Origin of the sequence: Flavobacterium sp. 38-13 (assembly GCF_001899155.1) — a bacterium.
GTDB classification, from domain to species: domain Bacteria; phylum Bacteroidota; class Bacteroidia; order Flavobacteriales; family Flavobacteriaceae; genus Flavobacterium; species Flavobacterium lindanitolerans.
The window spans coordinates 65,096-85,672 of record NZ_MKVG01000021.1 but is presented as its reverse complement, the minus strand read 5'-3'; the positions used below and the strand labels follow the sequence as shown (position 1 = coordinate 85,672).

19 protein-coding genes are annotated in these 20,577 nt (G+C 38.3%); 8 read left to right on the top strand and 11 right to left on the bottom strand.

Annotated elements, in window-relative coordinates; all coding sequences use genetic code 11:
* The first annotated feature begins 52 nt into the window (after positions 1–52).
* A complete protein-coding gene (locus BGO88_RS16490; RefSeq protein ID WP_286707618.1) occupies positions 53–1,954 on the top strand; it encodes a S9 family peptidase in 1,902 nt (633 codons plus the stop codon).
* A gap of 60 nt (positions 1,955–2,014) precedes the next feature.
* Here BGO88_RS16490 and BGO88_RS16485 read toward each other — a convergent pair whose 3' ends face one another.
* The 3 genes from BGO88_RS16485 to BGO88_RS16475 all read right to left on the bottom strand — a co-directional run bounded on the left by BGO88_RS16485 (position 2,015) and on the right by BGO88_RS16475 (position 4,342).
* Positions 2,015–2,857 carry a T9SS type A sorting domain-containing protein gene (locus BGO88_RS16485; RefSeq protein ID WP_286707617.1) on the bottom strand — a complete coding sequence of 281 codons (843 nt, stop codon included), beginning with the start codon at positions 2,855–2,857 and terminating at the stop codon, positions 2,015–2,017.
* A gap of 173 nt (positions 2,858–3,030) precedes the next feature.
* The gene (locus BGO88_RS16480; RefSeq protein ID WP_286707616.1) at positions 3,031–3,753 is read right to left on the bottom strand and encodes a tetratricopeptide repeat protein; all 723 of its coding nucleotides are present in this window, start codon (positions 3,751–3,753) and stop codon (positions 3,031–3,033) included.
* A 7-nt stretch (positions 3,754–3,760) separates the two neighbouring features.
* Positions 3,761–4,342: an RNA polymerase sigma factor gene (locus BGO88_RS16475; RefSeq protein WP_056067730.1), complete on the bottom strand. Its 582-nt coding sequence runs from the start codon at positions 4,340–4,342 to the stop codon at positions 3,761–3,763.
* A 173-nt stretch (positions 4,343–4,515) separates the two neighbouring features.
* On the opposite strand from BGO88_RS16475, the gene BGO88_RS16470 reads away from it, so the two are divergent.
* From BGO88_RS16470 to BGO88_RS16445, 6 genes are all read left to right on the top strand, one after another.
* Positions 4,516–4,956, top strand: a complete 441-nt coding sequence (locus BGO88_RS16470) for a hypothetical protein (protein WP_121366403.1) — start codon at positions 4,516–4,518, stop codon at positions 4,954–4,956.
* Between the two features lie 52 nt (positions 4,957–5,008).
* On the top strand, positions 5,009–5,974 hold the full coding sequence (locus tag BGO88_RS16465) for a hypothetical protein (RefSeq protein WP_286707615.1): 966 nt from the start codon (positions 5,009–5,011) through the stop codon (positions 5,972–5,974).
* 63 nt (positions 5,975–6,037) lie between these two features.
* Positions 6,038–6,643, top strand: coding sequence for a hypothetical protein (locus tag BGO88_RS16460; RefSeq protein ID WP_286707614.1), 606 nt, complete (start codon positions 6,038–6,040; stop codon positions 6,641–6,643).
* Positions 6,644–6,711: 68 nt separating this feature from the next.
* Complete coding sequence (locus BGO88_RS16455) at positions 6,712–7,680, top strand: hypothetical protein (RefSeq protein WP_056067721.1); 969 nt, start codon at positions 6,712–6,714, stop codon at positions 7,678–7,680.
* 82 nt (positions 7,681–7,762) lie between these two features.
* Positions 7,763–9,769, top strand: a complete 2,007-nt coding sequence (locus BGO88_RS16450) for a PKD domain-containing protein (RefSeq protein ID WP_286707613.1) — start codon at positions 7,763–7,765, stop codon at positions 9,767–9,769.
* Positions 9,769–12,312 (top strand): CHAT domain-containing protein, encoded by a 2,544-nt coding sequence (locus BGO88_RS16445; RefSeq protein ID WP_286707612.1) that lies wholly within the window; start codon positions 9,769–9,771, stop codon positions 12,310–12,312. Before BGO88_RS16450 ends, BGO88_RS16445 begins: the two co-directional genes overlap by 1 nt.
* 31 nt (positions 12,313–12,343) lie before the next feature.
* Here BGO88_RS16445 and accC read toward each other — a convergent pair whose 3' ends face one another.
* The 6 genes from accC to pdxA form a co-directional block, all read right to left on the bottom strand.
* Complete coding sequence (accC, locus tag BGO88_RS16440; RefSeq protein WP_286707611.1) at positions 12,344–13,690, bottom strand: acetyl-CoA carboxylase biotin carboxylase subunit; 1,347 nt, start codon at positions 13,688–13,690, stop codon at positions 12,344–12,346.
* Between the two features lie 102 nt (positions 13,691–13,792).
* Positions 13,793–14,281 (bottom strand): acetyl-CoA carboxylase biotin carboxyl carrier protein, encoded by a 489-nt coding sequence (gene accB / locus BGO88_RS16435; protein ID WP_056067715.1) that lies wholly within the window; start codon positions 14,279–14,281, stop codon positions 13,793–13,795.
* Between the two features lie 24 nt (positions 14,282–14,305).
* Positions 14,306–15,304 carry a beta-ketoacyl-ACP synthase III gene (locus BGO88_RS16430; RefSeq protein ID WP_056067713.1) on the bottom strand — a complete coding sequence of 333 codons (999 nt, stop codon included), beginning with the start codon at positions 15,302–15,304 and terminating at the stop codon, positions 14,306–14,308.
* 167 nt (positions 15,305–15,471) lie between these two features.
* On the bottom strand, positions 15,472–15,666 hold the full coding sequence (gene rpmF, locus BGO88_RS16425) for a 50S ribosomal protein L32 (protein ID WP_082482157.1): 195 nt from the start codon (positions 15,664–15,666) through the stop codon (positions 15,472–15,474).
* Positions 15,667–15,675: 9 nt separating this feature from the next.
* Complete coding sequence (locus BGO88_RS16420) at positions 15,676–16,221, bottom strand: YceD family protein (RefSeq protein WP_056067711.1); 546 nt, start codon at positions 16,219–16,221, stop codon at positions 15,676–15,678.
* A gap of 84 nt (positions 16,222–16,305) precedes the next feature.
* Positions 16,306–17,355 carry a 4-hydroxythreonine-4-phosphate dehydrogenase PdxA gene (gene pdxA / locus BGO88_RS16415; protein WP_286707646.1) on the bottom strand — a complete coding sequence of 350 codons (1,050 nt, stop codon included), beginning with the start codon at positions 17,353–17,355 and terminating at the stop codon, positions 16,306–16,308.
* 57 nt (positions 17,356–17,412) lie between these two features.
* On the opposite strand from pdxA, the gene BGO88_RS16410 reads away from it, so the two are divergent.
* Entirely contained in the window at positions 17,413–17,997 is a 585-nt protein-coding gene (locus BGO88_RS16410) for a riboflavin synthase (RefSeq protein WP_286707610.1), read from the top strand.
* Between the two features lie 22 nt (positions 17,998–18,019).
* Here BGO88_RS16410 and BGO88_RS17420 read toward each other — a convergent pair whose 3' ends face one another.
* Together BGO88_RS17420 and BGO88_RS16400 are read right to left on the bottom strand one after the other, a co-directional pair.
* Positions 18,020–18,217: an Fjoh_0651 family PID-CTERM protein gene (locus BGO88_RS17420; protein ID WP_502686517.1), complete on the bottom strand. Its 198-nt coding sequence runs from the start codon at positions 18,215–18,217 to the stop codon at positions 18,020–18,022.
* Positions 18,218–18,563: 346 nt separating this feature from the next.
* Positions 18,564–20,030, bottom strand: coding sequence for a tetratricopeptide repeat protein (locus BGO88_RS16400; RefSeq protein ID WP_286707608.1), 1,467 nt, complete (start codon positions 20,028–20,030; stop codon positions 18,564–18,566).
* Positions 20,031–20,577 lie beyond the last annotated feature (547 nt).

Here is a 20,577-nt window from a genome sequence, read left to right as displayed (position 1 = left end):
ATGGTATTTGAATAAATGTTTACCTTTAAGCCTTTATTTAACAGCATTTGAAATGAAAAAAATTCTTTTTTTAACCATTAGCATGATTGGATTAACGGCTACCGCACAAAACGTAATGACTCCCGAACTGCTTTGGCAGCTAGGACGGGTCAGCCCTCTCGGCATCTCAAAAGACGGGAAAAACATAATCTACAAAGTTTCGATTCCTTCTGTAGAAGAGAACAAGTCAAACTCTAAATTTTACAGCATTCCAATTTCAGGAGGAAATCCGACCGAAGTTGCAGACTACACCACTCTTGTTCAGGACAAAAACATTTCTCCGGACGGAAAGCTTTTACTGGCAAGTAAAGAAGTAAAAGTTGGGAAGGTTTTAGGGAAAGACTACTATCCTAATTTAGAGAAATCGGATGCTCAGGTTTATGACGGGCTGAATTACCGCCACTGGGATACATGGAATGACGGAACGCACAATCACGTGGTTTTTTCAAATGTAAACGACAAGGAAAACTTTACGGACATCATGAAGAACGAGCCGTATGATTCGCCTCAGAAGCCTTTTGGCGGAGACGAGGACTATATCTGGTCACGTGATGGCAAAAGCATCGTTTATGTTTCTAAAAAATTAGAAGGTACGGCCTATGCACTTTCTACCAATACCGACCTTTACCAATATGACCTCGCCACAAAAACCACAAAAAACCTTACGGAGAAAAATCCGGGCTATGACACGGCTCCGCAGTTTTCTCCAAATGGCGACCTTACCTGGTTACAGATGAAACGTGACGGATATGAGGCCGACAAAAATGACATTATTGTCCGTTTTAAAGGAATGGACATCAATCTTACATCCGGTTGGGACGGAACAGTGGAAAGCTTTACCTGGAGCGCCGACGGGAAAAAAGTATATTTCCTGGCACCAATTAACGGAACAAAACAATTGTTTGAAATTAATTTCCCGGGATTAACAAGAATTGCCATTACAGTAAGACAGCTTACGGATGGTGATTTTGACGTAACTGACATTGTTGGTTTTTCAGGAGATAAGGCTATTGTTGCCAGAACAGATTTTAACCATGCGGCAGAAATCTATTCGTATGACCTGAAGAAAAAAACATGGGCACAAATCACAAAAGTAAATGATGCTGCCTACTCAAAAATTGCACTTAGCAAATTTGAAAGACGTTATGTAACCACTACAGACGGAAAGAAAATGCTGGTTTGGGTGATTCTTCCCCCTAATTTTGACAAGAACAAAAAATACCCGACACTTTTATATTGCCAGGGAGGTCCGCAGTCTGCCTTAACACAATTCTATTCTTTCCGGTGGAATTTCCAGGTTATGGCAGCACAAGGTTATATTGTAGTAGCGCCAAACCGAAGAGGAATGCAGGGTCATGGAGTAGAATGGAACGAACAAATCAGTAAAGATTGGGGAGGCCAGGTAATGGACGACTACCTTTCTGCCATTGATGATGTTGCAAAAGAAAACTATGTTGACAAAACAAGACTGGGAGCCATTGGCGCAAGCTATGGGGGCTATTCTGTGTTTTACCTGGCAGGAATCCACCAAAAAAGATTCAAGACATTTATAGCACATTGCGGTGTTTTCAACCTTCAAAGTATGTATGGCACAACCGAAGAAGTATTCTTCACGAATTGGGATTCCGGAGGACCATATTGGGAAGCCGGTAATGCAGCGGCACAAAAAACCTATTCGCAATTCAACCCAATCAACAACGTGAGCAAATGGGATACTCCTATTCTAATCTTCCAGGGAGGAAAAGACTACCGTGTTCCAATCGGACAAGGACAGGAAGCTTTCCAGGCCGCACAATTGCAAGGCATCAAGAGTAGATTTGTTCTTTTCCCGGATGAAAACCACTGGGTACTCAAACCTCAAAACGCCCAGGTTTGGCAGAAAGAATTCTTCAGATGGCTGAAAGAAACATTATAAAAACAAAAAATCCCCTGAGAAAAATTCTCAGGGGATTTTTTGTTGCGTTATATATTTTTTTTATTTCTTGACAATTTTGAAAATCTCTTTGCCTTTTTCTGTGTTGGCATGAATTACATAATTGCCGCTGGTAAGAGACGAAATATCCAACTGTCCCTGATTTGAATTAATTGTAGATTCTAATACTTTTTGCCCTAACAGATTAAACACTGTCACATCAGAAATTGTCTCGCCGCTTGACAGATTCAACAATCCTCCTGTTGGGTTTGGATAGTATTTTACTAATGATTTTGAAAATTCATGAAGTCCAAGAGCATTGCCTTTTACTTCCAAGGCATCAACTGTTGTAGAATATCCGTAATCGGTTTCAACTTCCACCGCAATCTGGTAGGTTGCAGAAGGTGACGGAAGTGCAATATCGCCTGATGAAGTCCAGGTTCTTACATCAGAATGGAACTCCGCAATCTGTACCCATGCCGCAGATTCGGATGTACGATAAAAAATCCTTAGCCAATTCTGGTCCGGATTCCAAAAAGGATTTCTGAAATAAAAACTAACCGATGGATTACTTACAGCCGACAAATCCAGCACAGGGCTCACCAGTTTGGTTTTGTCAAAATCGTGTGAAGTTCCGGGATAATTGGCAAATTTAACGCCTTCATAGGCCGTTACTCCGCTTCCACCTGTAGACGGCGAAGTAGCAAATGTCCACGACATATTATTTACTTCATAAATTTGGGTCCAGGCACCTCGGGATGGCGAATTGTCCTCAAAAGTTTCCATCCACGGAAACGTTGAAATCTGTGCATTAGCTCCAAAAGCCAATACAAATAATACCACAGTCAAAAAAGACTGTCTTTTGATTGGGGCAAAAAACAATTTTTGATGGTAATTTTGTTTCATAATGATTAAATTTTGATTATCGCAACATTTCAAATATATCAAAATTTAATTCAAAACATACAAAATATTCTCATTTTTAATTAATTACATAAATTATAATCAATAAAAATAGCTAAAACACCATTAAAAATTAAAAAGAAATAAAAAAACCGGCTTTCTCAGCCGGTTTTTCCTCACTCTAATTGTTGTAGTAATTTCTGGGCGTTCTCATAATCTTCCGCGTCTTCAGGAATTTGCCGAAGCAATTCTTTACATTGCTCATAATCAAGTTGTTTCAATTCAGACAATGCCAGATACCAGGTTGCTTTATTTTTATAAACTGAATTTCCGTTCCTGATGGATTCCAAAAGCATTTCCGCCTTTTTAAAATGGTTTGTTTCTATCAAGGCTATAGCATAAAAATATTGGTATTCCGGATTATCTGCATTTCTTATTTCTTCAAACGATGCCACTGCCTCAGCATATTTTTTTTGGTTGAAAAAATCCTGAGCATTTTTTAAATTTTCATCATTCGTACTTCTTTCCACAAAAGCCGCATTCTCATGCTGGCTGTAATCGCTATATTCCGGCATGGAGTCTTTATTAAAAATCCAGGTTCCCAGAAGCAACAGCACTGATGCTGCAGCAGCATAATGCCAGGGCTTAATTGAAATGACTTTAGCCTTCTTTTTACCTTCAGCAAAATAGCCGTCAGAAATGGACTCTAAATTTTTCTTGAAAGCCATGGTTTCCGGCGAAAATTTCTGCTTTACAAAAGTTGTTGTCTCTTTATACAATTCAAAGCTTTCCTTAAACTGTGAACTATCCCGGAGTTCCGATTCAAAATCCAGACGTTCTTCCTCTGACATTTCATTATTGAGGTAGTTTTCAAAACGGATGTATGCCTCTTCATTCATAATAACCTTATTTTTTTAACGATTTATATCGGTTCGACTGCTGAATCATTTCTGTTAACTGCCCTGTGCAAAGTGATTTCTTCTTTCGCACATAACCGTATGTCACATTAAGCTGACGGGCCACCTCTTCCATCGTTTTCAAGACAAAACTGAGCTTGAGAACTTCCTGACACTTTTCGCCAAGTTTCCGGAACATTTCATCAAACAGTGATTGTCTTTCATCAAAAGATTCTGATTGCAGGACCAGTTCATAGGCTGATTCGTCTGTAGATACAATGTTGTCATTAATTGTTACCCCTTTATTAGAAGGTTTTTTTAATTCATTGAGCCATTTCCTTTTGCAGAGCAGAAAAAAATAGGCTTCAAACGGACAGGTGAGCTGCAATCCTTTTGTTTTTGCCTGATGGTAAATAGTCACAAGAACTTCCTGAACGACATCGGCCGCATTATCATCATCACCGCTATTGGTACGGATATAGTTTTTGACTTTAGGTACAAAATTTTTATAAATGGATTTGATAACTGCCGAATCATTTTGCAGCAATCCTTCAATATAAAATTGGTCAGAATGAATACTCTTTTCTGTCATAACTGCCTTGTTTACTGCTAATGTAGAAAAAATAAAAACACAAGGGTAACAAATTTGGCACAACAGGTATACAGGTATACAAAGCACATCAATTTCCGGTAGGGTAACAATTCAGAAAGACGATTGATGTACTGACAGAAACAAAGACAATAACACTAAAAAATTTAGAAATCATGAAAAAGTCCATTTTAACATTAGTAATGATAGCATTGTCGATAAGCGCAAATGCTACAGAAAAAAGAACTGCCGTAAATAATGAAAACACTACAGAAATCACAGCAGACAAAATCATAATCGTATATGACTGGAGCGTAAAAACTGACCAGGGAAGCTATTCCGGTACCGCACGGTCATTAGAAAAAGCAGAAAGCAGGATTGCCATGGCAGCTGCCGGCGAAATTATTCTTGATAAAAAAATAGAAAGCTATTACCAATTAGCAGACGAAGCCTCTAATCCTATGCTACGCTTGTATTTCTGGGAAGTAGAAACCGTAAACGGTACTGCCAAAGGATTTTCAGGTTCTGAAAACCATGCCTTGAAAATGATTCAGTTAATCAGCACAAACGATATCCTTACTTATAAAATCATACGAAGTGCAGAATTTGAGAGGTAAGCCCGTCAAAAAAACTAGCGAACAATTAATCCAATTAAAAACAGTAGAAATTATGAAATCATTCTTTAAAAAAATAGGAATCCTGTCTATAGCCTCTTTTTCACTATTGAGCTGTGACATGAACGACGACGACAACCAAAACCTGAATCCATTCCCTACAAGCAACGAATTGAATGCTTTATTCTCTGAGGCTATTAATTCAAGAAAACAGGTTTTTACAATCGATGCGTCAACTACCAATTATATTACTACAACACAAGGAGCCATAATCCAGTTTAACGCAGGAGCTATCACGCTTAATTCTACTCCGGTTGCAGGCCCTGTTACGGTAGAGGTCATAGAAATTTACCAACGGGGCGACATGCTGGTAACCAACAAACCTACTGTAGCCAAACTTCCGGGCAATAATTTCGAAATATTGACTTCGGGCGGGGAAATTTATGTCAATGCAAAGCAAAACGGCCAGCAATTGGCAACATCGGGTTATGTGATACAAATTCCCGCAGCATTGACCGGAGGACTTGACACCGATATGGATGTTTTTACCGGAGAGTTTTTACCTGATGGAAATCTGGTCTGGGTACAGCAAAACCAATGGGATTTAGGATTTGGAAATAGTGCTGCGCCAGCCTACACTACTTTTTCTGCCAATTTTGGATGGACCAATGTAGATAAATTTTACACCCATCCGAATCCAAAAACTACTATTAACGTCATTCCTCCTGCCGGTTACACCAATGCAAACAGCGAAGTTTTTCTTTCGCTTGACGGAGACGACAACTCCTTGGTTAATTTGTTTGGAGACCCTTTAACGCAAACATTTACATTCAACAGCTATCCGGCTTTCCCAATCGGACTGGAATGTCATATCATATTTATTTCTGAAGAAAACGGAATGTGGAAATACGGAATAAAACCGGTTACTATACAGGAAAATGGCACTTATACTTTTTCTGCCGGCGAACTCAATACGGCCAGTGAAGCCAATCTTGTACAGATTATCAATAACCTTCCGTAAGATGGGTAACAATTTCAAGACACAATTGATATAATAACAGTTAACACAAAAAATATAGAAATCATGAAAACAAGTTTTACAAAAATCGGATTAGTATTCTTAGCCCTGTTTGCAATCATAAGCTGCAATAATGATGATAATCAAAATCAGCCAGTGCCTGCCGGCTGCAACACAGCCAATTCCGAATTCAGTCAGCTATACGCCACAACCCTGGCAAGCGACCCTTCTTTTACTGATGTCACGACAATGGATTTGCAGACTCACGAATATACTTTCGTGTTGAGCGCGAATAAAACAGTATGCTCCATAGGCTATCAGGGAAATGCGAATCTTTATACTGCCAATATTCCCTATCTGATTGAAATTGTAGACAATAGTACCAATACCGTTATCTATAGCGGAAACCACGTTTTTGATTCTGCTCTTACAGACTATGTTTCAATAACACCTACTGCCTTAACAGCCGGAACTTCTTACACGCTAAAGAGAACAGTCACAAATTATTTAGGAAACATTGGAAACACCGTTGGAAGATTACTGCGATTTAACGGACCAAGCCCGTATCCTGTATCAAACACACTGATGACAATTACCGCTTCTGACTTTTATGGAACAGGAGGACCGGTACCGGATTTCGGAATTCCTTACATCGACATTGTTTTTCAATAACCAGGGGTAACATTTTACAGACCCAATTGATATATGTATATATAATTAATCACAAAAAACCAGAAATCATGAAAACAAGTTTTAAAAAAATCGGACAATTCCTGCTATTAGGAATCCTGGTAGCCGGCTGTAGTAAAAATGACGATGGCGATTCGCCAGATTATGTACCATCAGCCTCTGCTTTTGCAGCTTTAAGACAAGACGCTTTAGGTGTACAAACCTTTACTTTTAACGCAGAAGACGGAGTAACGACTTTCACTAGTGCTAAAGGTGTCCAATTCACAATAAACGGAAACTGCCTGACACAAAACGGGAATCCGGTAAGCGGAGAAGTAGTAGTTAAGTATTCTGAAGTATTTGACCCGGGCACTATGCTTGCCACTGACAAGACAACCATGGGAAGAATGTCAAACGGCGATATGGCATTGTTAATTTCAGGGGGAGAATTTTTTATCAATGCCACAAAAAATGGTCAGCAACTTCAGATTTCCTGTCCAATGCAGGTAATCATTCCTACCAACCTTACCGGAGGTCCTGATTCAGGAATGTCTTTATGGGACGGTACATTTGATGAAGACGGCAATCTTGAATGGGATCAACAAGACCGTGGTGCCAACGGACAAAACGGCGTTTTTGTAGAAGGCGCAAACTACTACGCTTATTTTAGCAGCTTCGGCTGGACAAACGTTGACCGTTTCTATAATGACCCAAGACCAAAAACTACCATATTGGCTGAAGCACCTGAAGGATATAATTTCGAAAACAGCGCTATTTATCTTCACTATGACGGCGAAGGAAGTTCTTTGGCAAAACTTGACACTTATAATCCCGTAACAAATCAATTTTCAGAGCATTACGGACAGATTCCTATCGGATTACAGTGCCATATCATTTTTGTCACAGAAGATAACGGACAATGGCGTTATGCAATCAAACCGGCAACAATTGCCGCTAACGATGTACACGTTTTTACCCTGGCACAGACAACTCTGGGAACAGAAGCGCAATTAATAGCAGCCATCAATGCGCTGCCTTAAGAAACTATTAATATAATTTTAACAAAAGTGATGTCAACTCATCACTTTTTTTTACATTTATAGTAACAAAACACCTTTGATTATGAAGAAATTAATCCTCATAGCCGCTTTATTCTTGGGAATTTCTTTTTGCTTTTCGCAAACCAAACCAAAGGACACTATAACCCGAAAAGCCATAATTGGTTTTGATCAAAAGGGAAACAAGGTATCTTTCAAACCTGAAACTCCGCCTTTAATACAGATTGCAGGAGCACCTCCTGCCAATTACACTTATTTTTGGGAATTGGGCGACGGACATTACAGCAGGGAAAAAGAACCAAAACATACCTACAAAAAGAAAGGTGACAAAACCGTACGGCTTGCCGTGACCAACAATTACGACAACGGAAAGCCACCTGCCACACGCCCCAAAACAGTAGCTGTAACAGAACTATCGGAAACAGACTATCAGGACATTGCTTCTATTGAGCAACATGACGGTTTCCTGTTGCAAAAAAACCGGGAACCCGTACCCGACGAAGAAATTATTGTGGTGATGAGCTACCAAAATCTAAAAGATTATTCTACTAACGGGAAACTCTATCTTTTTTATAACGACAAACAGTTCAAAGACGATAATTTTGGAATACCGGAAGCTCGGGCATACGAAAATGAAAAAGAAAAGCTGGAAGAAAACTATGCTTTTGTTGACGACTATGACAAACACGAAACCTATCTGGCGAGTAATGCAAATGCCTTTTTCAGAAATCCAAAAAACATAGAAGATTTGGAAAATCTGGAAGAAACGCTGGAACAGTCAAAAGCACTCTATCGCAATTCAAAGGTTTTTGAATTTGACAGCCTTGCTCCAAAACAAACCCGAAATCTGTTCTTCACTTTCAGGACTACACCCGAAATGATTAAGGACACCAGTGCAACCCTCACAATCCGCGGTGTTTTTGTACCAGACAGGAATTATAAAAACCACAAGGTAAAAAATCTTGAAATGGAAATTGTGACTTCTCACGACCCCAACAAGATGTCTTCCAATGGTTTTTTCATGAATTACAGGCTCGTCCGTTTTAAAACCCTGAATTTCAAAACCCGCTTTCAGAATGATGGTGAAGGTCCGGCACGAAAGATAAAGCTGGAAACGGATGTTCCGGATATTTTTGACAAATCGACCTTAAAGATTGTAGACATGTATCCGAAATGCGAAATCTGTCCCAAAAATGAAGAAGTAAATTACAGCTGTCTTGACACGATTGTCTTAAAAAACCAAATCCATTTTACATTTAAGAATATCTATCTGCCCGGAAGCAACCAAAAAAATGTAATGGAAAAGGACAGTACCAAAGGATTCGTAAAATACAGTTTAAAATTTGGCAAAGATTTCCATAAAGTTAAGACCAAAAGCCGTACTGCTATTATTTTCGATAAGAACGAACCTATTATTACCAATTATGCGGTTACACGTTTCAGTCCGGGAATTTCTATTGGCGTTCGCACTGGATATAATTATTTCCCCGACCAGGAAAATCCGAAAAGCTATTTTCTGGGCGCTACTATTTCCCCATATAAATCCTATCGTTGGTATTTGCAGGCCGAATTGTATTACAATTATATGGAAAGCAGTTCCTCTTCTGCGAGTGACCCGGTGCTGACACAAATTTCACCGCCTCTGGTCTTATCTAACGGAACGGTTCTCGACGTTGCCTATGTACAAAAAGAAAACAGCCAGAAAACAGTCCGGAATTTAGCCGAAATCGTTCCTGTTTCCTTACGCTATAATCTTAATAACTATATAGGGTTTGGATTGGGTCCTCAGTTCTCGGTCGCATTGGATGAAACTATGGAAAACAACAGTATAACCCGATATTTTCAGCCACTTTTCAATAATCCTGATGGTCCAAGACGCGGAGAGGAAGTGGCCAGAGACACCAAAACAGAAAAGACCAAAACAAAGGCATTTGAAAAAATGCAAAGCAATGTTTTTGCAGATGTCACATTTGGATTTTCCCGTATAGGCCCAAGCCTTGGAGCGCGTTATGTGTGGAGTTTTGAAAACGATTTCAGCCATTGGCAATTTTATGCAATCTGGAAATTCTGATGAAACAATTCTTAGTCTTCTTATTGTTTACCCAATGGGCCTTTGCGCAAAAAAATGCAACAAGGGAAGAAAAGTTGTATGCAGCTTTAGACCAATTCATAGCCAATCCTACAGTAACCGGAATAAAAAATCTTGAAATTACCGAAAGGCAATTTTGGGACGACCCAAAGCCCAAATCAAAAAACGAAATATTGGCTCTCGTAATTCTGGACTGCAATAAGGCTTTTTATGAGAAACAATTTGGTTTGTATTTTGATGCCATACGTTCTTACGAAAAAGCATTATCCTTATTTCAAAGCCATCAGCTCACCAACTATGATATTGTTGAGTACTGTCTCAAACCATTGGGAAACCTCTATACCTTAACAGGCGATTATACCAGTGCAGAAAACACTATCAAACAGTATCTTTTTCTTGCTATAAAAAACAACAACACAGAACAAAAAACCAGCGCTGTTATTAATCTGGCTGCCGTATACAAAAGCATAGGAAAAAGCGAGGAAGCAATTGATTTACTGGAAAGCCAGCCTGTTGACAAGCTATCTTCCGAAAAGAAATCCTTACTGCTTTCGCTTTTAGGTGAAAACTATCTTTTATTGGGAGAATACGAAAATTCAAAAAAAGCATTAGAAAAAGCCGAAAGCATACTGCCTGATTTTGTCGTATATAAAAATCTGGCCCTGGTTTACAGAAAGCAAAGGAATTACCCAAAGGCAGAAGAATATATCAAAAAAGCAAAATCCAGCCTGATTGGCACTTCAAGGCGTGATATTTCGCAGGTTTATCTCGAAGAAGCAAAATTATTCCTGGCCCAAAAGAAAATAATGGCAAGCCAGAATGCAGTCCGTGCCATTTTTAAAGAACTCATTCCCGGCTATAACTCTAAAAATATACTTCCAAAAGAGAAAAACCTCTACCCTGAAACTCTTTTGATTGACGCATTGGAAGTATTGGCGCAGACCTATACCGAACAAAAAAACTATTTCAAAGCCATTGACTGCTACCAACTTACTTTTGCCATTGATTCACGATTTTCCACCGTGTTTTTTTATGAAGAAACATCATTACTCCATACTTCGAATATCAGGAATCGTGTCGAAAAAGCAATCGGAATCTACGAACAGCTTTTCCATAAAACGAACGACAGGCAATATTTAGAGCAGGCCTTTAAACTACAGGAAACAACCAAATCAAAGGCCTTAAAAAACTATATTGCGCTAACAAAAAAATCAGGCAGTAAAAAACAAAAGGAAATTTTATATAAAATTCACGAACTGTCTGCCATTATCACCAAAGAGCAGGAAAAAGGTGAAAATGCCAACCTGGAAGTCATAAACAATACATTGTCACTCCAAAATGAAAAGATAGCCGAACTGAAAAAAACTTTTGGAAAAAACGGAATGGAACTGACTTCAGAATTTGATATGGACAGGCTGTATGTCAAGCTTAAAAACGATGATATCACGCTTACCTCCTACTTTTACGGAAAAGACACTATTTATATTTTTGACATTGCATCCAACGGAATACGGCTGAAGTCTTTCCCGAATTCCCCAAAAAACAAAAAAACGATTACAGATTATCTGGATTATTTCACTGAAGCCTCTGCCATTTCAGACCATGTTTCCGGCTACCAAAAACAAAGTTTTGCCCTATATAAACTTCTTGCTCTCGAAAAAATAAAAACCGGGAAACACCTCATAATTCCGGATGGCCTCCTGTGTTTTGTGTCTTTTGAATCTCTGCTGACAAAAGCTTCACAAAGCACAGACTTTTCAAAGCTCCCATATCTTATGAAAGACGAAATCATAAGTTACGAAACTTCCGCCGATTTTTATTTAAATCATGAAAACCACCATATAAAAGAAGCCTCTGTTTTAGGAGTTTTCCCGGTTTTTGAAAACAGTAGCAGAAGCCTGGTTTTTTCTTTAGAGGAAATGAAAGCAATTAAAGAACTGTTTCCCGGAGCTTATCTTGAAAAATCGGAGGCAACCTACGCCCATTTTATAAAAGAAAGCAAAAAACATCCTATACTGCATCTTTCTACACATGCTTCGTCCGGTACTGTCGACGTTCCTGCTACTATTTCTTTTTACAATCAGGATATAGTATACAGCGATTTGTATTCGTTAGATATCCATCCGGATTTGGTAGTATTGAGCGCCTGCGAAACCGGAATAGGAAAATTATACAGAGGAGAAGGCGCAATAAGCATTGCCAGAGGATTCCAGAATGCAGGTGCTGAAAATCTGTTGTTTTCTTTATGGAAAGTAAATGATTTTACGACTTCCCTGCTTATGAAAAACTTTTATACCCATTATAAAAAAGGCAATAGTTACTCAATTGCAAACCATAAGGCAAAAATGAAATTCCTGAATGACAAGGCTATCCCTAATGGCAAAAAATCGCCTTATTATTGGAGTGCTTTTGTTTTTTACGGGGAAGTTTCAGAAGATACTTCCTGCAACTATTGGTATTTGTTTGGCGGAGCGCTCATTATTCTTTCCTGTTTGATTGTACTCCAAAGGCAGAAAAAGAGCTAAAAAAAACCCAGCTAAAAAGCTGGGATTTTTTTTATTTAGGCTCTTCCATTTTGAAAGTTTCCATGAATTTTGTTGTATAATTTCCTTCTACATAAGCCGGATCATCCATTAGCTGTCTGTGGAAAGGAATTGTCGTCTTAATTCCTTCGATTACGAATTCGTCAAGTGCACGTTTCATTTTGCTGATTGCCTCTTCTCTTGTCTGAGCAGTAGTAATCAATTTTGCAATCATAGAATCGTAGTTTGGCGGAATTGTATATCCGGAATAAACGTGAGTATCCAAACGAACTCCATGGCCGCCAGGCGTATGCAATGTCGTAATTTTTCCTGGTGACGGTCTGAAATCGTTATACGGGTCTTCTGCATTGATTCGGCATTCGATAGCATGCAACTGTGGCAGGTAGTTTTTCCCTGAAATTGGCACACCGGCAGCAACCAAAATCTGCTCGCGAATCAAGTCATAATCAATAACCTGTTCTGTAATTGGGTGCTCTACCTGAATACGGGTATTCATTTCCATAAAGTAGAAATTTCTGTGTTTGTCAACCAGGAATTCTACTGTTCCGGCACCTTCATACTTAATATATTCTGCAGCTTTCACAGCAGCTTCTCCCATTTTTTGACGAAGTTCATCTGTCATGAACGGAGAAGGCGTTTCTTCTGTTAATTTTTGGTGGCGTCTTTGAACAGAACAATCTCTTTCAGAAAGGTGGCACGCTTTACCGTAAGCATCACCCACAACCTGAATTTCGATATGGCGAGGCTCTTCAATCAGTTTCTCCATATACATTCCGTCATTTCCAAATGACGCAGCAGCTTCCTGACGGGCACCTTCCCAGGCTTTTAGAAGGTCTTCTTCTTTCCAAACCGCTCTCATTCCTTTTCCTCCACCTCCGGCAGTAGCCTTAAGCATTACAGGATAGCCAAATTCTTTAGCCAGTTTTTTAGTCTGCTCATAAGATTCAAGCAAACCTTCAGAACCTGGAATGGTTGGAACTCCTGCAGCTTTCATTGTTGCTTTGGCAGTAGCCTTATCTCCCATCTTTTCAATCATTTCAGGAGAAGCACCAATAAACTTGATTCCGTGCTCCTGACAGATTTTTGAAAATTTTGCATTTTCAGAAAGGAAACCATATCCCGGGTGGATAGCATCTGCATTTGTAATTTCTGCAGCCGCTATAATATTAGACATTTTCAAGTAAGACAGGTTACTTGGTGGTGGGCCTATACAAACAGCTTCATCAGCAAAACGAACGTGAAGACTTTCTGCATCTGCTGTGGAATAAACGGCTACCGTTTTGATACCCATTTCTCTACAGGTTCTAATAACACGAAGTGCTATTTCTCCCCTGTTTGCGATTAATATTTTTTTAAACATCTTATTTTGGTTAGATAATTAGACAATTTGGATGGTTTAGATTTTTAGATTGTAATTCTGGTCAAATCTGCAATCTAAAAATCTGCAATCTAAAATCTAAATTTAGGATGGATCAACTAAGAATAATGGCTGGTCAAATTCTACCGGAGATGCATCATCTACCAATACTTTTACAATTTTTCCAGAAACTTCTGATTCGATTTCGTTGAAAAGCTTCATCGCTTCGATAACGCAAACTACATCACCTTTTGAAATAGTGCTTCCAACTTCTACGAAAGGAGCTTTGTCTGGCGAAGGTTTTCTATATAATGTTCCAATAATTGGAGACTTAACGGTAACATATTTTGAAGTGTCTTCATCTGATGAAGGAGCGGCTGGCGCTGAAGGAGCAGCCGGAGCAACAGGTTGTGGCATTGCTGCTTGCGGTAGTGCATGGCTGATAGGTGCCTGCTGGATGTAAGTTGTAGTTTCAGAGGATCCTCCTTCTGTAGTTTTGATTGTGATCTTAAAATCATCCATCTCCAATTTTACTTCAGTAGCTCCCGATTTTGCTACAAACTTAATCAAGTTTTGAATTTCTCTAATATCCATGATATTCGATTTTAGGTTTTAGTTTTATTGTTTGTCGTATGCCCATTTCATATAGATAGATCCCCATGTGAATCCACCACCAAATGCAGCAAATATTAAATTATCTCCTTTTTTGAATTGCTTCTCGAAGTCGTTCAGAAGCAATGGCAGTGTACCTGAAGTGGTGTTGCCATATTTTTGAATATTAACGAGTACTTTGGATTCATCCAGACCCATTCTGTGTGCCGTAGCGTCAATAATACGCTTGTTTGCCTGATGGGCCACCAGCCAATCGACATCATCCTTGGTAAGGTTGTTGCGCTCCATTATTTTTTCGCTGACGTCTGCCATTCCTGAAACGGCATATTTGAAAACGGTTTTCCCGTCCTGAAAAACATAGTGTTGTCTGTTTTCAACTGTTTCTTTTGATGCCGGAAGTAAAGATCCCCCTGCTTCAATTTTCAAGAATTCGCGGCCTATACCGTCACTTCTTAAATACTGATCCTGAAAACCAAGTCCTTCATAATTTGGTTCGAACAATACGGCTCCTGCTCCATCACCAAAAATGATGCATGTTGCGCGGTCTGTATAGTCTATTATAGAAGACATCTTGTCTGCACCAATCAATAAAACTTTTTTGTATCTTCCTGATTCGATGTATGCTGCTGCGGTTGACATTCCGTATAAGAAACTGGAACAGGCAGCCTGCAGATCATAAGCAAAAGCATTGACTGCACCAATTTGCGAAGCAACATAAACGGCTGTTGCAGCCACAGGCATATCAGGGGTTGTAGTTCCCAGCAATACTAAGTCAATTTCTGCCGGGTTAATATTGTTTTTAGCAATTAAATCTTCTGCAGCTTTAATGGCCAGGTAAGATGTTCCTTTCGTATCATCTTTTAAAATGCGTCTTTCTTTAATTCCTGTACGAGAGGTAATCCATTCGTCATTCGTATCGACCAACGTCTCAAGTACTTTATTTGAAAGCACAAAATCAGGCACATAGGCACCAACAGCGGTAATTGCGGCTGTGATTGTATTCATATTATTTTTTAATAATTTCTTCCCGAAAATTAGTGTTTCGAAAAGAGGTGGAAATTACAAAAAAAATCTAAAACATACCTTCTTGCAATCTGTTATTTATCAATAAATTATAAATAACAAAAAAACTCCCACAACGTGAGAGTTCGATTTTTTACTGCAAAATTGTATTAAGCAACAGCTTCTTGCTTATCAATTACTACTTGACCTCTGTAGTACATCTTACCTTCATGCCAGTAAGCTCTGTGGTATAAATGCGCCTCTCCAGTCACTGGGCATGTAGCGATTTGAGGAACAGATGCTTTATAGTGTGTTCTTCTTTTATCTCTTCTTGTTTTCGAGGTCTTTCTCTTTGGATGTGCCATTTTACTATATTATTTATCCGTTAATAGTTTTTTTAATTGATCCCATCTGGGATCTGTCTCTTCTTGTTTTGCATCAGCTTTTTGTTCTTTCGCATTGACTTTCAATTCATCCAGCTTGTCAAGGATATCGGTTTTTAACGTACCGTCCTTCACACCCGGATGGATTCTTTTTAGAGGAATGGAAAGCGCAATCATTTCGTAGATATATTGCGAAATATCTACCTGATGCTCGCCATGAGGCAAAATGAGCAATTCTTCATTGTCATTATTAAAAGCTTCTCCAAACTGGACAATAAGATTGATTTTTCCTTTAACCGGCAAATCAAACATCTCATTAGTCAAATCACAAGGCACATGAATAGTACCTTTGTGTTTGAAATGAAGCTCAAGCATAGTGCTTTTTTTCTCTAAAACTACATTGACTTTGATATCACAACTCTCAAACTCGTCATAACCAAAGTCTTCAAAGAACTTTTTATTTATTTGATATTCAAACTGATGTTTTCCTAACTTTAATCCTATAAAAGGAATTAAAAACTCATTACTTACTCTCATCTTAACAACAATTTGCCCTAAACTTCGGGAGTGCAAAGATATAAAATAATTACAATTCCAAAAGCGTTATAAACATTTTTTTGTTTATAAGTGTTTTTCTTTTATTTTTAAGGGTTTCTCCGTCATGGCCGCATATTCATTTCTGGAATGGAATATATCAATAGCCAGATAAACGGCTTCTTTAAATGAATTATAATCTGCAATTCCTTTACCTGCAATATCATAAGCCGTTCCGTGATCCGGAGAGGTTCTGATTTTATTTAATCCCGCCGTATAATTCACTCCTTTTCCAAAAGAAAGGGTTTTGAAAGGAATAAGACCCTGGTCATGATATGTTGCTATTACCGCATCGAACTTTTCATATTGTCCGCTTCCAAAAAAACCATCAGCCGCATAAGGACCGAAAGCAAGAGTCCCGCTTTCAAACAGCTTTTTGATTGCCGGCCTTAAAATTTCATCATCTTCTTTCCCAATTACTCCTCCGTCTCCGGCATGGGGATTTAATCCCAAAACTGCTATTTTGGGCTTGCTTATGCTGAAATCCTGTATAAGCGATTTTTTTATTGTCTCAATTTTACTTTTAATCAGCGCTTCTGTAAGATGGGAAGCCACTTCATTTACCGGAACATGATCTGTAATCAGTCCAACACGCAAATCGTCCTGAACCATCAGCATAAGGGCATCACCTTCCAATTCCTGATTGAGATAATCTGTATGACCCGGAAACTTAAATTCCTCAGACTGTATGTTGTATTTATTAATAGGTGCTGTAACCAAAACATCAATCTGCCCGTCTTTTAAAGCGTTTGTAGCTGCCACGAATGATTTTATAGCATACTTCCCTACATTTTCATCGTTGACTCCATATTCAATAGTAACGCTTTCTTTCCAGACATTCAGCACATTGATTTTTCCGGGTAGCAACTGCTCTATCTTGTCGATACCATGAAGCGCTATTGTAGCATCAAGGTTTTTCTTAGCAAAGGACATTATTTTCACGTTGGCAAAAATAACCGGAGTACAAAGCTCAAGCATTCGGGTATCTTCGAAAGTTTTTAGGATAATCTCGCTTCCAATACCGTTCAAATCCCCTACTGAAATTCCAACGATTATATTTTCTGCTTTTTTCATAATGCTTGCTCCTTATTTATTGCTAATTTTGAAGTGCAAATTTAGTAAAATAAAACCAGAATGTTTACAGGAATAATAGAAACCCTCGGCACAATCAAAGACCTGCGTAAAGAGGGAGAAAACATACACATTACGCTTTCCTCATCAGTCACCCACGAACTTAAAATCGACCAAAGCGTCTCGCATAACGGCGTGTGTCTGACTGTTGTAGGAATTTCAAACGACCAATATACGGTTACCGCTATCAAAGAATCTATCGATAAGACAAATATAGGCGAGTGGAAAATTGGCGACCAGGTTAATTTAGAACGTGCCATGAGACTTGGCGACAGATTGGACGGACATATCGTACAAGGACATGTTGACCAGACCGGAACCTGCATCTCCATTGAAGAAGCAGACGGAAGCTGGTATTATACATTTGAATATGACCCGAAGCTAAGCAACATTACAATAGAAAAAGGTTCCATTACCGTAAACGGAGTAAGCCTGACTGTTGTAAATTCCCAAAAAAATGCATTTAGTGTTGCCATTATCCCCTATACGTATGAACACACCAATTTCAAAAATTTTGAAGTCGGCACAAAAATCAACCTTGAATTTGATGTTATAGGAAAATATGTCTCACGACTACACACCAATTAGCATAAAAACAAAAAACTCCGATTTACATCGGAGTTTTTTTATTTGTATTTGATATTTTAAATCTAAAAAAAGCAAATGCCAGACCTATCACCAATAAAACCAGAATCCCATTATCGATGGGAAGACCAATTGGCGTTGGGCCTGTGGGCGGCGGTGGCGGCGGTTCATTATCTGCAAAACAATTTGCAACTGAAAACAAAATAACCGCAAGACTTATCATTGGGTTTGGGACAATCCTCATAGGCTGTAAAAGTAAATAAAAAATCTTTTTATCAAAATATTTTGCCAAAGAAAAATATCCTTTTATATATCTACAAAAATCACACTGTCAAATTCTTAAATACTCTATATTTTTCATCAAAATCTGGGAAATAAGCAAAAAATTCCATTTTATTTTTTTAAGAATTCCTCACTCTTCTACAGGCTCATCTAATTTCAGAAGACCAGGTATTCACAAAAAATTCCCGCCAGAATGGTTCCGGCTATAAGAGCAAGCCAAAATACATCAAGCCACTTTTCCATAAAAAAGGAGTCAATGCTCACACAATATGAAGGGCTGTGCTTACTTATAAATTCATCATCCAAACATTAATATCTTCTTCTGAAGGAATGGAAAGCTTTTTGCGCAACCTGTATTTCTTAGCTTCCACCGCCCTGATGGAAGAATTGGTGAATTGCGCAATTTCTTTGGTAGAAAGATCCAGTTTCAGGAAAGCACATAATTTTTGTTCTCCGGCAATGAGTCCGGGATTAATCTTGTTCAGTTTTTTATAAAAATCCGGATAGGTTTCTTTAAACAACATTAAAAAGGACGGATCATTGGAACTGGCAAGATGGCGTATCTTTTTTAAGTGTGCCTCATCTTTTTGCAGCAAAGTAAACATTGTGATGGAATCCTCAACTTCCGCCTGCAATCGCGCGTTATTTGCCTTTTCTTTTTGGAACTTCCTGTAAATATGAATTAATATCATAATCAGCAACAGGACAAATATTGCTGAAAAAATAAGTGTCCGTTTCGAGTTTCCATCAACATCGGCAATAATGTTACCATCTTCCATTGAAGCAGTCTGCATCTGTACGTCTTCTTTTTGATTCTTTTTGACGCTGTCATTTAACTCATTATAGAGGAGAAGATAGTTTTCAGCATTTTTAGTGTCGCGAACTGCCTCATAGGATTTTGAAATCCCCAGATAAAGCGATTTAAGCGCATAAACATCATTTATGGCTTTGGCAACACCAATACCTTTTTCGAAATAATCAATTGACTGTTTGTATTTTTTTTTGGAGTAATTAAGACTGCCTAAATCACACAAAGTATTGGCCTTAACAGCTTCATGATTGACAGAATTTGCCAATTGCAGTGCCCTGTCGAGATAAAATTCTGCCGAATCCAATTGTTTTGCTCTTAAAAAACTGGAACCTACATTGGAGCAAGCCAGGGAAAGTGTCTTATTCCTCAACGGATTGTTGAGCACCATTTTCTGAAATTCCTGATAGCCTTTTCTATAATAAAAGGCTACGGAATCTGTTTCTCCACCATTTTCATCCAAATTAAAAGCGATATCATTATAAAGCACACCAAGTCTTGAGCTTTTGACTTCTTTATCTGTAAGGTTTTGGGCAAAACGGATTGCTTTCCTGAATTGCGCCAATCCTTTATCATAATCGCCGGTTCCGGTAAAGCCTATCCCTTTTAGCCGAAGCGCATCGGAAATTAATTTGGTATCGGAAATTTCAATGGCTAGTTTTTCTGCTGCTGTAGCATTTTTAAGCACATCCTCATATTTAGCCAATTCATGCTGTTTCCGGCTGGCAATCAGCAATCCTTGCGCCATGCCTTTTTTGTAGCCAATTTTTTTGGAATCATCATAAGCTTTAAGACTTAATGTTACCCCATAAGCAGCATCTTTAATTTCAAGCTGTTCCGCAACCAGCAGTAAGCTGTCAATCTGGGGCTGATTAAAACTCTGACCAAAGCTTTTGCCTAACGACAGAAAAAAAATGAAAAGTGGGAGGTATTTGTTCTTTTTCATAAATATAGAAAGGCACTTGTGCTGGGCTTTAGTTTTTAATCAATCCATATTTGAGGGCAGACAAAATAAGTAAATATTTATTATATCATAAAAAACGCATTTTCACAACAAAACAATATAAAAACTAATAAATATTTGACCTTTAAATAGTTTTAAGAGAAAAATCACAACTATACAACCATTAAAGTTATAATATATTTAAAAAAGAAACCTTTTTGAAACAAAAAATAATTTTATTAACCGAATACTCTATTATAAGCAACTATTTTTACAAAGAGCCACAAGCAATAGAAAAAGTCTTTAAGTAAGGAAATTGGGAAAAGATAAAAATTGCAGAAATAAAAAATAAGGAGGGTGACATAAACCAAGAACATATTTTCCCCTAAAATAACACTTATGGGTCACCCTCCTCTCAAAAATTACCGCATTGACCTACCACCAATCAATGTTAAAGCTATGTCACTTTAGTTGGTAATTTATTTTCATCTTGCTAAACAAGATATTTCTTTATTCATAACAATTTTTACGGCTTCTATGGTGAACCATA

Excerpts from the sequence above, each read along its gene's own strand:
- BGO88_RS16490 (WP_286707618.1), top strand. The coding sequence starts at position 53 with ATGAAAAAAATTCTTTTTTTAACCATTAGCATGATTGGATTAACGGCT.
- BGO88_RS16485 (WP_286707617.1), bottom strand. The coding sequence starts at position 2,857 with ATGAAACAAAATTACCATCAAAAATTGTTTTTTGCCCCAATCAAAAGA.
- BGO88_RS16480 (WP_286707616.1), bottom strand. The coding sequence starts at position 3,753 with ATGAATGAAGAGGCATACATCCGTTTTGAAAACTACCTCAATAATGAA.
- BGO88_RS16475 (WP_056067730.1), bottom strand. The coding sequence starts at position 4,342 with ATGACAGAAAAGAGTATTCATTCTGACCAATTTTATATTGAAGGATTG.
- BGO88_RS16470 (WP_121366403.1), top strand. The coding sequence starts at position 4,516 with ATGAAAAAGTCCATTTTAACATTAGTAATGATAGCATTGTCGATAAGC.
- BGO88_RS16465 (WP_286707615.1), top strand. The coding sequence starts at position 5,009 with ATGAAATCATTCTTTAAAAAAATAGGAATCCTGTCTATAGCCTCTTTT.
- BGO88_RS16460 (WP_286707614.1), top strand. The coding sequence starts at position 6,038 with ATGAAAACAAGTTTTACAAAAATCGGATTAGTATTCTTAGCCCTGTTT.
- BGO88_RS16455 (WP_056067721.1), top strand. The coding sequence starts at position 6,712 with ATGAAAACAAGTTTTAAAAAAATCGGACAATTCCTGCTATTAGGAATC.
- BGO88_RS16450 (WP_286707613.1), top strand. The coding sequence starts at position 7,763 with ATGAAGAAATTAATCCTCATAGCCGCTTTATTCTTGGGAATTTCTTTT.
- BGO88_RS16445 (WP_286707612.1), top strand. The coding sequence starts at position 9,769 with ATGAAACAATTCTTAGTCTTCTTATTGTTTACCCAATGGGCCTTTGCG.
- accC (WP_286707611.1), bottom strand. The coding sequence starts at position 13,690 with ATGTTTAAAAAAATATTAATCGCAAACAGGGGAGAAATAGCACTTCGT.
- accB (WP_056067715.1), bottom strand. The coding sequence starts at position 14,281 with ATGGATATTAGAGAAATTCAAAACTTGATTAAGTTTGTAGCAAAATCG.
- BGO88_RS16430 (WP_056067713.1), bottom strand. The coding sequence starts at position 15,304 with ATGAATACAATCACAGCCGCAATTACCGCTGTTGGTGCCTATGTGCCT.
- rpmF (WP_082482157.1), bottom strand. The coding sequence starts at position 15,666 with ATGGCACATCCAAAGAGAAAGACCTCGAAAACAAGAAGAGATAAAAGA.
- BGO88_RS16420 (WP_056067711.1), bottom strand. The coding sequence starts at position 16,221 with ATGAGAGTAAGTAATGAGTTTTTAATTCCTTTTATAGGATTAAAGTTA.
- BGO88_RS16410 (WP_286707610.1), top strand. The coding sequence starts at position 17,413 with ATGTTTACAGGAATAATAGAAACCCTCGGCACAATCAAAGACCTGCGT.
- BGO88_RS17420 (WP_502686517.1), bottom strand. The coding sequence starts at position 18,217 with ATGATAAGTCTTGCGGTTATTTTGTTTTCAGTTGCAAATTGTTTTGCA.
- BGO88_RS16400 (WP_286707608.1), bottom strand. The coding sequence starts at position 20,030 with ATGAAAAAGAACAAATACCTCCCACTTTTCATTTTTTTTCTGTCGTTA.